14 protein-coding genes are annotated in these 12,938 nt (G+C 39.7%); all 14 read left to right on the forward strand.

Going from position 1 to position 12,938, the window contains the following annotated elements; genetic code table 11:
- Positions 1-45: 45 nt before the first annotated feature.
- Complete coding sequence (locus tag AC1M9B_RS10330; protein WP_035265632.1) at positions 46-1,773, forward strand: acetolactate synthase 3 large subunit; 1,728 nt, start codon at positions 46-48, stop codon at positions 1,771-1,773.
- On the forward strand, positions 1,770-2,261 hold the full coding sequence (ilvN, locus tag AC1M9B_RS10335; RefSeq protein ID WP_035265631.1) for an acetolactate synthase small subunit: 492 nt from the start codon (positions 1,770-1,772) through the stop codon (positions 2,259-2,261). Before AC1M9B_RS10330 ends, ilvN begins: the two co-directional genes overlap by 4 nt.
- A 104-nt stretch (positions 2,262-2,365) precedes the next feature.
- Positions 2,366-3,382, forward strand: a complete 1,017-nt coding sequence (gene ilvC, locus AC1M9B_RS10340; RefSeq protein ID WP_035265630.1) for a ketol-acid reductoisomerase — start codon at positions 2,366-2,368, stop codon at positions 3,380-3,382.
- A 72-nt stretch (positions 3,383-3,454) separates the two neighbouring features.
- The gene (locus AC1M9B_RS10345) at positions 3,455-3,982 is read left to right on the forward strand and encodes a DUF2971 domain-containing protein (protein WP_481609050.1); all 528 of its coding nucleotides are present in this window, start codon (positions 3,455-3,457) and stop codon (positions 3,980-3,982) included.
- Positions 3,983-4,094: 112 nt separating this feature from the next.
- Positions 4,095-4,295 (forward strand): hypothetical protein, encoded by a 201-nt coding sequence (locus AC1M9B_RS10350; protein ID WP_481609051.1) that lies wholly within the window; start codon positions 4,095-4,097, stop codon positions 4,293-4,295.
- Positions 4,296-4,695: 400 nt separating this feature from the next.
- Positions 4,696-5,694, forward strand: a complete 999-nt coding sequence (locus AC1M9B_RS10355; RefSeq protein ID WP_481609052.1) for an XAC2610-related protein — start codon at positions 4,696-4,698, stop codon at positions 5,692-5,694.
- Positions 5,695-5,803: 109 nt separating this feature from the next.
- Entirely contained in the window at positions 5,804-7,081 is a 1,278-nt protein-coding gene (locus tag AC1M9B_RS10360) for a glycosyltransferase family 4 protein (protein WP_481609053.1), read from the forward strand.
- Between the two features lie 155 nt (positions 7,082-7,236).
- Positions 7,237-8,508 (forward strand): glycosyltransferase family 4 protein, encoded by a 1,272-nt coding sequence (locus AC1M9B_RS10365; RefSeq protein WP_481609054.1) that lies wholly within the window; start codon positions 7,237-7,239, stop codon positions 8,506-8,508.
- A 19-nt stretch (positions 8,509-8,527) separates the two neighbouring features.
- Positions 8,528-9,079 carry a phosphatase PAP2 family protein gene (locus AC1M9B_RS10370; RefSeq protein WP_481589259.1) on the forward strand — a complete coding sequence of 184 codons (552 nt, stop codon included), beginning with the start codon at positions 8,528-8,530 and terminating at the stop codon, positions 9,077-9,079.
- Positions 9,080-9,190: 111 nt separating this feature from the next.
- A complete protein-coding gene (gene iscX, locus AC1M9B_RS10375) occupies positions 9,191-9,391 on the forward strand; it encodes a Fe-S cluster assembly protein IscX (RefSeq protein WP_035265625.1) in 201 nt (66 codons plus the stop codon).
- Between the two features lie 109 nt (positions 9,392-9,500).
- Positions 9,501-9,932, forward strand: coding sequence for a nucleoside-diphosphate kinase (gene ndk, locus AC1M9B_RS10380; RefSeq protein ID WP_035265623.1), 432 nt, complete (start codon positions 9,501-9,503; stop codon positions 9,930-9,932).
- 122 nt (positions 9,933-10,054) lie between these two features.
- Entirely contained in the window at positions 10,055-11,290 is a 1,236-nt protein-coding gene (rlmN, locus tag AC1M9B_RS10385) for a dual-specificity RNA methyltransferase RlmN (protein ID WP_481591681.1), read from the forward strand.
- 56 nt (positions 11,291-11,346) lie between these two features.
- On the forward strand, positions 11,347-12,147 hold the full coding sequence (gene pilW, locus AC1M9B_RS10390) for a type IV pilus biogenesis/stability protein PilW (protein ID WP_081403237.1): 801 nt from the start codon (positions 11,347-11,349) through the stop codon (positions 12,145-12,147).
- A complete protein-coding gene (locus tag AC1M9B_RS10395; RefSeq protein ID WP_035265612.1) occupies positions 12,138-12,938 on the forward strand; it encodes a helix-turn-helix domain-containing protein in 801 nt (266 codons plus the stop codon). Before pilW ends, AC1M9B_RS10395 begins: the two co-directional genes overlap by 10 nt.

The following is a 12,938-nucleotide window of genomic DNA, read 5'->3' on the forward strand; positions in this document are numbered from 1 at the left end:
TATGTCTCCCATAACCGTCGTGGAAATAAGATTAGGGTGAATACGTTGGAACTTTTATCTGGTGGTGAAATGCTTGTTCGCGCATTGGCGGACGAAGGCGTTGAACATGTTTTTGGATATCCAGGCGGCGCAGTTTTACACATTTACGACGCGCTATTCAAACAAGACAAAATTAATCATTACCTCGTGCGTCATGAGCAAGCTGCTGGTCATATGGCAGATGCATACTCGCGCGTAACAGGTAAGACAGGTGTTGTACTGGTGACTTCGGGTCCAGGTGCGACTAACACTGTGACACCAATTGCGACAGCTTACATGGACTCAATCCCAATGGTGATTTTGTCTGGTCAGGTTGCAAGCCATTTGATTGGTGAAGATGCATTCCAAGAAACGGATATGGTTGGTATTTCTCGTCCAATCGTGAAACACAGTTTCCAAGTGCGTCATGCGAGTGAAATTCCAGCGGTTATTAAAAAAGCTTTCTATATCGCGTCATCAGGTCGTCCAGGTCCTGTGGTTGTTGATATTCCAAAAGATGCAACAAACCCTGCTGAAAAATTTGCATACGAATACCCTGAAAAAGTAAAAATGCGCTCTTACCAGCCGCCACATCGTGGTCATACTGGTCAGATCCGCAAAGCTATTGATGAATTGATCAATGCTAAACGTCCTATTATTTATACGGGCGGTGGTGTTGTTCAAGGCAATGCATCACATTTATTGACTGAATTAGCACATCTATTGGGTTATCCAGTAACCAATACATTGATGGGGCTAGGTGCATTCCCTGGTAATGATCCTCAATTTATTGGTATGTTGGGTATGCATGGGACATATGAAGCGAACATGACCATGGGTCACGCTGATGTGATTCTATGTGTTGGTGCGCGTTTCGATGACCGTGTAACCAATAATCCTGCAAAATTCTGTCCAAATGCGAAAGTGATTCACATTGATATCGATCCTGCGACGATTTCAAAAACAATCATGGCGCATATCCCAATCGTGGGTGCGGTAGAGCCAGTTCTTCAAGAAATGTTAGCGCAATTAAAACAGCTGAATATTTCTAAGCCGAACCCTGAAGCTATTGCGGATTGGTGGAAACAAATCAATGAGTGGCGTCAGGTTCATGGTTTGAAATATGAAAAACCAACTGACGGTACGATGAAACCTCAACAAGTTGTTCAAGCTTTAGATAAAGTAACGAACAGCCAAGCAATCATCACTTCTGACGTTGGTCAACATCAGATGTTTGGTGCGTTGTATTACAAATACACACGTCCACGTCAATGGATTAACTCAGGTGGTTTAGGCACGATGGGTGTTGGTCTTCCATATGCGATGGCGGCTAAGCTTGCATTCCCTGACCAACAAGTTGTTTGTATTACAGGTGAAGCATCCATTCAGATGTGTATCCAAGAGCTCTCAACATGTAAGCAATATGGCCTAAATGTTAAAATCTTGTGCTTAAACAACCGTGCTTTAGGTATGGTGAAACAATGGCAAGATATGAATTATGAAGGTCGTCACTCAAGTTCATATGTTGAGTCATTGCCTGACTTTGCGAAGTTGATGGAAGCTTACGGACATGTAGGTATTCAAATTGATCATGCGGATGAGCTTGAATCGAAGCTTGCAGAAGCAATGGCGATTAATGATAAATGTGTATTCATCAACGTGATGGTTGACCGTACTGAGCATGTTTATCCGATGTTAATCGCGGGTCAATCTATGACAGATATGTGGTTATCTAAAGGGGAGCGCACAGCATGAGACATATCATCTCTGTTCTCATTGAGAACGAATCTGGCGCGCTTTCACGTTTAGTGGGTTTGTTCTCACAACGTGGTTATAACATTGAAACTTTGAACGTTGCGCCAACAGAAGACCCAACAATGTCTCGTTTGACATTGACGACTTATGGTGATGATCACAAGATTGAGCAAATCACAAAACAACTCAACAAACTTGTTGAAGTGGTTAAAGTGGTTGACCTTTCTGAAGGTTCACACATTGAACGTGAATTGATGTTAATCAAAGTAAAAGCTTTGGGTTCTGCGCGTGCTGAAATTAAACGCACAGCAGATATCTTCCGCGGACAAATCGTGGATGTAACACCAACGACTTACACGATTCAAATCGCGGGTACAACTGAGAAAATTGATGGTTTTATTGATGCTTTGGCAGAGAATACCATTCTTGAAGTTGTACGTTCAGGTGTGTCTGGTATCGCACGTGGCGAAAAAGTTTTAACAATCTAATTTTTTATTAACAAATTCTTCCCTCCTCCGAGAGGAGGGGGTTGGCGAACCACATTAACATTCGCTAATCAAACGGAAGCCAAAGCATTTTAGCGGAGACAGCAATGCAAATTTTTTATGATAAAGACTGCGACTTATCTATCATCCAATCTAAGAAAGTAGCAATCATTGGTTACGGTTCACAAGGTCACGCTCACGCGCTTAACCTTAAAGATTCTGGCGTTGACGTAACTGTTGGTTTACGTGCTGGTTCTGCTTCTTGGAAAAAAGCTGAAAATTCTGGTCTTAAAGTTGCTGAAGTTCCTGCTGCTGTAGCTCAAGCTGACGTAGTAATGATCTTGACTCCAGATGAATTCCAAGCTCAACTTTACCGTGATGTAATTGAGCCAAACATCAAGCAAGGTGCTACTCTAGCATTTGCTCATGGTTTCTCTGTTCTTTATAACCAAGTTGTTCCACGTGCTGACTTAGACGTAATCATGGTTGCTCCAAAAGCACCTGGTCACACTGTACGTTCTGAATACCAACGTGGTTCAGGTGTCCCTGATCTTATCGCGATTCACCAAGATGCTTCTGGTAATGCACGTAACCTTGCGCTTTCTTACGCTTCAGGTGTTGGTGGCGGTCGTACAGGTATTATCGAAACTTCATTCCGTGAAGAAACTGAAACTGACCTTTTCGGTGAGCAAGCAGTTCTTTGTGGTGGTGCTGTTGAACTTGTTAAAATGGGCTTCGAAACTCTTGTTGAAGCTGGTTATGCGCCAGAAATGGCTTACTTCGAATGTCTACACGAACTTAAATTGATCGTTGACTTAATGTTCGAAGGCGGTATCGCGGACATGAACTACTCTGTATCTAACAATGCTGAGTACGGTGAATATGTTACTGGTGTCGAAGTAATCAACGAACAGTCTCGTGAAGCGATGCGTAATGCGCTTAAACGTATTCAATCTGGTGAATATGCGAAGATGTTCATCCAAGAAGGTGCATTGAACTACCCATCTATGACTGCTCGTCGTCGTCAAAACGCTGCTCACGGTATCGAAGTCACTGGTGCTAAATTGCGTGCGATGATGCCTTGGATTCAAGCAAACAAAATCGTAGACAAAGAAAAGAACTAATTTTCTTATCTAGCTGATTTTTATGCTATAAAAAACCCTGCGAAAGCGGGGTTTTTTTGTGGGATAAGAATAATGATTTTATATAAGTATGTGGGTTTTGAGGCGGGTTTAAAAATATTAGAGACAAATAGCTTGGGGTTTTCAAATCTAGAAGATTTGAATGACCCATTTGAATGTACAGGATTTGGTTTTTATAATTTAGATGTTCCAGTGTCAGTTGCTATTAATGCATTTAGAATTAATTTCTCAAGAAAATATGCGGTCTTGAGCTTAACAAGATCTGCCCTTAATCCATTAATGCGGGCACATTATGGTGATAGTCATAGAGGAATAGTTATTGGTGTAGATACAAAAAAAGCAGGTTTTGATGATGATAATAAATTTATTATACCTTCAACCAAAGGAGAGCTTAGATATTTAAAGACTGTTCCAAAAGGAGTTTTAAAAGCCAATATTGATGACCTAATGATTGTGGGAGATTCTGAAAACTTGAATTGGCGTACTAAGGAGGATTTATTGAAGCATGCTTTGCTATACAAGATGCAAGAATGGGCTTACGAGGAAGAAATCCGAATTGTAAAAAAATTTAAGTTCTGTTGAGTTTGGATATCATTCTTCTAAGCTTACTGAAGCGATAATCGATAATCAGATTTGGAGAAGAGTTCAACTGGAAACACGACCAATTTATACATTGCAATTGCCTGCAGAATCCATGGTGGAAGTGTATGTTGGAAAAAATGCTTATATTGATCAACGTAGAAAGCAAGACAAAATCAAACCAATCATAGATCATAAAGTTGAGAGGATTGAACAGTTAAAAATGATTTGTCAGCTAAGACAAATACCATTAAAGGGTGTAAGTGTGAACTTAGAAACTTGGGCTTTGCAAAGCCGAATAATTAGTTTGGATTAATTCTTAATTTTAGTTGTCTATTTCTTATTTTTAAATTCTATCCTTTTTTATATCTCCCAAAAGCTAAATATAAAGTGAAGGTTCATATCTTATTTGGTGAAATTATTTTTATATTGCTAAACCCTATTTAGGCCATTTACTGATTAAATCCAAAACTAATTTTAATAATTTTCATAACCTCAGGATATTGATAATAAGTCACCGATATTTTAGGAACTTTGAATTCTGAGACTTGTCTTTTTGTAATGCATTGAAAAAAAAGACGACAGGCATGATAAAAATAGTCATTAAAAAGTAACTCAATGACAGGTAGATTAAGTTGCAGTCGACAGAGGCTTAGCTAAACACAATAATCAGTATCTAACAAGAACACTTAATAACTCAAGGATTGAGGTTGGGAATGAAATTAACGTTTGTATGTTACTTATTGGCGATCTTGCCAATCTGTGGATGGGCGCAACAAACAACTGATATTGAGCAAAAAACGCCAAATAGTGATGCTGAGCTTGTCTTAGATAATGTTCGCATATCAATGCAGCGGTTATTGAGGTCAACAGACAACGAATATTTTTTGAGTCTTTATATGGATGTGCTTCATCCAAATGCAACGCTTACTTCCTTCAAAGACAACGTCACTATCCAATTAAAAGGGGAGCAAAAAGGCGATCAAGTTCTTTTTAAAGCAGAACAACCGAGTGATGATTCAAATGCAATTCAAGAGTTGAAAGGACAGCTTAACTATAAAACGAATGTATTTAAATCTACATTGGTCAATCATGCGGGTGTGATTCGAATAAAGAAATTCGAGCCTGCTTTTAAAATAAAAAATATGTCTGATGTGAGTTTTAATTTCTATGGCATATCTAAAGCTAACTATCCTTTCAAACGATTTATGACACGTATCGAGGTGTTTGACAAAGCCAATCAAAAAAGCATGCAAATACTTGAAGGCTTTCAAGCGTTTCCCAATAGTATTGGTTATATGGATGTGAATTTTGATGGTTACTATGATGTAGTGCTCTCTGATCTGTCAGAGGATAAAACGCTTCAAGATCGTCGTTTTATTTACTGGATTTATGATTCTGTTCAACAAAAATTTAACCGTGCAGAGCAGTACGAGCAAATCGTTGGATTTCCACTGTTACATGGTGATAAACAGCACATCGATTTTTCTAATGGACAGGTTTATACAATTGTTGAAGGCAGTTTGAAACCAGTTGCAGTTAACGCTGAACAAGAAACTAAACAATTAGAAGATCGGACATCATCAGAATCCTCTGTAGCACTTCAAGGAGAAAACTTGGAAAAACGGATTGAAGAACCACCAGTTAACTCTGGTCAAAAGCAAGAGAATGAGCTAGGCAGTGATGTAGATCGTGTTCAAGAGCAAGAGCCTTAAAAATGTGAAAATTTGAATGAGCCTTATGACAAGGCTGTCATGAAACCATCATCATATTGAAATTATGTTCTTTTAAATTTTAGGAATAACATTAATAAAAGGTGTGATGATGGCACTCCTAAACATGCAAGTAATAAAACAAAAAAAACTCTTTGAATTATTGGATATCAAAAAAAATACGTCATTTGAGGATTTTATTCTTCTCCCTGAGGCTGATCAGCCTAAACGACATCCTCAATTAAAAATTGCCATTGTGACTGAGACATGGTCACCAGAGATTAATGGTGTTGCAAACTCGCTGATGAATTTATGTCTGGGTTTGCAGAAGCGAGGTCATCAAATTTTGTTGATACGTCCTCAACCCAAAGTGAAATGTAAACGGTTTAAACCTGATGCAGAGTGTTGGGTGCATGCTCAAGCGATTCCGAAATATCCCACCTTACAGTTCGGTTGGCCACAGTTTTCTAAAATCTCAAAAGCGGTTGAGGTATTTAAGCCAGATGTTGTGCATATTGTGACAGAGGGACCATTGGGATTTGCGAGTCTAATGGTAGCTAAATCTCAGAATATTCCTGTTTCAAGTGGTTTTCACTCTGCCTTTCAAGAGTTTAGTCGATACTTTGAGTTTCCTTTTCTCGTTAAACCTATCTCAAAATATTTAACATGGTTTCACAATAAGACAGACGTGACTTGTGTGCCAAGTTTAGATACACAGCATGCTTTAAAACAAATGGGAGTAAGCGGTGAGTTAAGGGTGGTGGGGAGAGGTGTTGATACCCAATTATTTAATCCGAATAAAAGATCGGAGTTGCTCAGAGAGCAATGGAATGCAAATGAGCATACACGAGTACTGATTTCTGTTGGTCGGTTGTCACCTGAAAAGGAAGTAGACCTGATTATTCGGACTTTTTTGAAAATGCAAGGTGAGGTTGAGCATCATACTAAATTGGTCATTGTCGGAGATGGACCAGATCGAGTAAGGCTTGAAGCTCTTGCGGGTCATCATCCCGATATTATTTTTATGGGAAGTTTGACTGGCGATGATTTGGCATGTGCATATGCCAGTGCAGATGTGTTTATCTTTCCAAGTCAAGTTGAAACCTTTGGAAATGTCGCGATTGAAGCATTAGCAAGTGGTTTGCCAGTGGTGGCTTATGATTATGCATGTGCCAAACTGCATGTTGTGCATGATGAAACGGGATGGTTGATCCTTCTCGGTGATGTAGAAATGTTTGAACGAGCAATGACAGCAACATTGAATCAACCCGATTTAAAAATAATGGGTGAGAAAGCGCATCTTGCAGTTGCTGCAACAGGATGGTTGAAACCTATTATTGATTTTGAGCAAGCGTTATTTTTTGCTGTGCATCGTACTTTATTTCACTAAGTTATCTTGAATTTGTAGATTCTTGTCGCGTGTTTGAGGGTGGTCGGTGAATCAGTCATCTATTCTAATTATGACAAGTATTTAATGAAATCATCATCATAATGAAATGATCCATCTCTAAAGTAAAAGTATGAAAAAAATACAAAAGAGGTGTGATGATGGGAATCATGGACACTGTATTGCCTAGATCGACAACGCAATATGATCACCAGAGGCTAAAATTTAAAAATCAAAACTCCGATCGTGATGTATCGGTGCTTGAGCAATTGGGGCGATCTAGATTAAAAATAGCTGTCGTTACGGAGACATGGCCGCCAGAACTGAATGGTGTTTCATTGTCTTTACTACAGATTTGCAAAGGTCTACAGAAACTTGGTCACAAAATTCTATTGGTACGACCTTCACAAAAACAAATATGTTCGGAATTTTCACCGAACCGTGAGTGTTTGGTGAATGGTCAAACCATTCCGAAGTATGCCCATATGCAATTTGGCTGGCCACAGTATGGCAAAGTGGCTAAAGCATTTGATGAATTTCAACCAGATTTGGTGCATATCGTGACGGAAGGACCATTAGGTTTAGCGGTACTTCAGCTCTCAAAAAACAAAAAGATTCCTGTGAGTAGTGGTTTTCATTCTGCTTTTCATGACTTTAGTCGTTTTTATGATCTTGCATTTATGGTCAAGCCGATTCAGCACTATCTCAAATGGTTTCATAACAATACGCAATTGACCTGTGTACCAAGTCAGGACTCGGCTGATGCGATACGTAACTTTGGTGTTACATGTCAAGTTGAAGTGATTAAGACTGGGGTGGATGTTGAAAAGTTTTCACCTACTTTTCGAAGTGTGCAACTCAGACGACAATGGGATGCTTGTGAGAATACAACTGTGCTGCTTTATGTTGGTCGTGTTTCACCTGAAAAAGAAATTCAGGTGTTAATTGATGCCTATTTAAAACTTAAAACACGAACAACGCGCAGATTTAAGTTGGTCATCGTGGGGGATGGGCCCGATTATTCACGTTTGGTTCGTCACAGCAAACATACCGATATCATCTTTACTGGAAGCTTAAGTGGTACAAATCTTGCTGAATCATTTGCAAGCGCAGATGTATTTGTTTTTGCCAGTCAAGTAGAGACATTTGGCAATGTCGTGCTTGAAGCGATGGCGAGTGCATTGCCTGTGGTTGCTTATGATTATGCTTGTGCTAAGCAGTATTTAGATGCGGAAACAGCATGGTTAGCACCTTTGGGTGAGCCTGCAACCTTGATTCAATATATTGTTAATCTGCCCCAAAACAAACGCTTGCATGCAATGGGGATGCAAGCAATGAAAAAAGTACAACAAGTCGGATGGCAACATCCAGTTCAACAACTCGAACATGCATTTTATCGTGTCGTGCAGCAGAAAACGCTTACGGCCTGAACGATAGGAGTAGAGTGTAATGAATTTTAAAAATACCAAAATAAAAATACTCGATCTTGATCTAAGAGGATGTCTCTATTTCAATAATCTATCGCATACACAAAGTATTGCGCTCATATTTAAAATTATTAGTCGGCTCGGAGATGGAGTTTTTTGGTACATGATGGTGGCGTTGGTGTGGCTACTGCAAGGACCGCAATACACTATTCAAATTTTATATATTGTTGTTGCTGCTTCGTTAGGTACGCTGATTTATAAAATTTTAAAAACAAAAACAGTACGTCCACGACCATACCAAGTTCACCAAGTTATTCATATCGGCGAAAGACCACTAGATCATTTTAGTTTTCCATCTGGTCATACATTGCATGCAGTAATGGCAACAATCGTATTGGGTTATGTAGAGCCTGTCTTGCTGATTATGATGATGCCATTTACCATTTTGGTTGCGTTGTCGCGCATGGTATTGGGATTGCATTACCCAACTGATGTTTTAGTTGGTGCCTTAATTGGGGCGACGGTTGCGAGTGGTATTATCTTGGCTGCTCCAGTATTGAATATCATATTGTGAGGGTAAGTTGATTGCATGGTAAGGCGTACAAAAGCAATATAATTGTACGTGTTGATTTGCTTTTTGCTAAAATTAAGCCATGAATTTACCAAAGATGATTTAGGAATAAGTATGGGTTTACGTTGGACAGACACCCTTGATATCGCAATTGAACTGTATGAAGCCCATCCAGATGTAGATCCACAATGGATCCGTTTTACTGATCTTCATGCATGGGTTTGTGCGCTTCCAGAGTTCGAAGATGATCCAAACAAATCAACAGAAGGATTGTTAGAAGCAATTCAAATGGCTTGGATTGACGAAGCTCGATAATTCATCGATCGAAAAAAACCATTTTTTTACACGCGAAAAGCAGATAATCGCGCATTATTCGGTATAATGCGCCAAAATTTTCATGTCAATTTGACTAAAGGAGCCAATCATGGCTATTGAACGTACTTTATCTATCGTTAAACCAGATGCAGTTGCTAAAAACCACATCGGTGACATCTTTGCTCGTTTCGAAAAAGCTGGTCTTAAAATCGTTGCGACTAAAATGAAACATTTAACTCAAGCTGAAGCTGAAGGCTTCTATGCTGAGCACAAAGAACGTGGTTTCTTTGCTGACCTCGTTGCGTTCATGACTTCTGGTCCAGTTGTTGTATCAGTTCTTGAAGGTGAAAACGCAGTTCTTGCTCACCGTGACATCCTTGGCGCTACTAACCCTAAAGAAGCTGCTCCAGGTACAATCCGCGCTGACTTCGCTGTAAGCATCGACGAAAATGCTGCTCACGGTTCTGACTCTGTAGCATCTGCTGATCGTGAAGTTAACTACTTCTTCGCTCAAACTGAGATCGCTCCACGTACTCGTTAATTCGCAGTATTCAAACCAGATAAGTGCTATACTGCTTATCTGGTTTTTTTATTTCTGAAAGATTTTATTGCTTGAAAATTGAGCATGTTCTTTTATCCCACATTATGGTTTAGGTAATACTCATGAATTCTGAAGTTGTCGCTTCATCCGTCAATTTAGATGAACAACAGCCCACTACTGTTCAAGTACAGCAGGCTGATACTGTACAGAAAGTGAATTTACTTGGCCTGTCACGTCCGCAAATGGAAAAATTCTTTGAGGATATGGGGGAGAAAAAGTTCCGTGCGGGTCAGGTGATGAAATGGATTCATCAGTTCTTCGTTACTGATTTTGCTGAAATGACTAATATTTCAGGGAAATTACGTGAAAAACTTGAAAAGATTTGTGAAATTAAAGCACCAGAAGTCGTGCATAAAAACTATTCTAAAGATGGAACACGTAAGTGGGTATTCCGTGTAGGTGATGGTGCGGGTTCTTTGGTTGAAACAGTACTGATTCCTGCTGAGGATAAAACGGGTTCGCGTAAAACCTTATGTATTTCATCACAAGTCGGTTGTGCTTTGGACTGTTCGTTCTGTTCAACCGGAAAACAAGGTTTCCAACGCGATTTAACTCAGGCTGAAATTATTGGTCAGTTGTGGATGGCGAACTATTCCTATATGGAAGATGTGCCTGTTGCTGAACGTGAGCGCTCTGTGACCAACGTGGTAATGATGGGTATGGGCGAACCATTATTGAACTATGATGCTGTGCTTAACTCAATGCGTATCATGCTTGATGATTTCGCCTATGGAATGTCTAAACGCCGTGTCACACTGTCAACTTCAGGGGTTGTGCCGAAGATAGATCAATTGGCTCAAGACATTGATGTTGCTCTTGCAATTTCATTGCATGCAACCAATGATGAGTTACGTAACGAATTAGTACCAATTAATAAAAAATATCCGTTAGACCAACTCATTGCAGCGTGTCAGCGTTACATCACTAAAGATGGTAATGAAAGTGCACGTAAGCATGTCACAATTGAGTATGTCATGTTAGACGGGGTCAACGATCATCCTGAACATGCACAGCAGATGATTAAGTTGTTGAAAAATTTACCAAGTAAAATTAACTTGATTCCATTTAATCCATTCCCACATGCACCATACGGGCGTTCGAGCCGAAATCGCATCATTTCTTTCCAAAAAACTTTGTCTGATGCTGGTTTTGTGTGTACGATTCGTCAGACACGTGGGGATGATATTGACGCAGCTTGTGGTCAATTGGTAGGTCAAGTGGCTGACCGTACTCGTCGTGCAGAACAATGGAAGAAAAAAGTGCTAGAACGTAATGAAATTATGCGTTCACAAGGCTAGTTGTATCATTTAGATGTGAATGATTAAAAAGAGGGAGGCATCATTTGAGCAAGCCGATGTATAAAAAAATAGTCATGACGATGACAGTCGCTTTATCTGGATTGCTTTTCTTTGGATGCCAAACTACCAGTGGCGATACGAGCAAAAAGGATCCTGAGAAATCAGTGAAAGTTCGTACCCAAATGGCGGCTGAATATATTCGGAATGGGAATTTAGATGCTGCCAAACGTGTGCTTGATCAGGCATTAGAGGTTAATTCGCGCGATTCAACTGCAAATATGATGATGGGGGTGTTGCTTCAGCAAGAAGGAAGTGACATCAACATGCAACGTGCAGATCATTATTTTTCTCGTGCTATTTCAATTGATCCTAAAAATGCGCAAGCACGTAACAACTATGGTACGTATTTGTATCAAGTGAAACGATATAATGATGCTGTTAAACAGCTTTCAATTGCAGGCGCAACGCTTGGATATGACCAACGTCATCGTGCATTAGAAAACCTTGGACGGATTTATCTGATTCAAGGGGATATACCGAATGCTGAAAAAACGTTCAAACAAGCACTGCAAGTCAATCGTGACTCCACTGTTTCAATGATAGAGTTAGCAGAGATATTTTATCTGCAAAAGAATAATATTGCCGCGCGTCAGCTATATGAGCAATTTGTACTCAAAGTTGGCCAGCAAAATCAAGGTGCGCGAGCACTCTGGATTGGTTTACGTATCGCACGTGCCAATGGTGATAGAACGGGAATGTATGTGCTGGTGAATCAGTTGCGTACTTTATTTCCAAATAGTCAAGAATTTCAACGTTATTTGCAATTACAGTTCAATACTGAGGCCGTATGGAAGTAAATCCTAATTCACAGCAACCTACTGGTTCAAACGTAGCACCTAATGCTTTAGGAAATATTCAACGCCCTGGCGAGTATTTGCGTCAAATCCGTATATCTCAACAACGTGATCTGGTCAAAGTTGCTGGTGATTTAAAAATGCCAGTAAAAACGCTTGAAGCGTTAGAGCAAGACGAATACAAATCTTTGCCAGAAGCGACTTTCATTAAGGGATATTATCGTTCGTATGCGAAGTATCTCAAAGTTGATGCCTCTGCTTTAATTCAACGTTTTGATGAAATCTATCAAAATGATACAGGTTTACTGCCAAATCATGCTTTGAACAATTCTCCAATTAAAATTATGGGGAAACTTCCTGGCTCGAAAAGTGTACGTAACCGCAAGTGGATTAAACGCATCGTGATTGCGTTAATTATTTTGGGCGTGGCTTGGCTATTAATCTCCGCAATCCAAAAATGGGCGGCTAAAGGCGATTCGTCAAATACTGATACGAATCAGTCCAATAATGTCCAAATTCTGACCTTAAACAATGGTACAGGCACAACTGAAGCAGTATCAGGCGATACGATGAATCTCAGTTTTAGCCGCCCTACATCAGTACACATTGTGGACAGTACGGGTAAAGTTTTAGCAACTGGACGCCAATCAACTGCGATTAGTTTGAATGGACAGTCTCCATTCCAAATTCGATTAGATGATGCTCAAGCCGTTTCATTAAGTTTAAATAATGAAAATATTTCATTGTCACCATATACCGTAAACGGAAAAGCTGAATTCCGTTTATCACGTTAA

The organism is Acinetobacter sp. ANC_7513 (assembly GCF_056779915.1).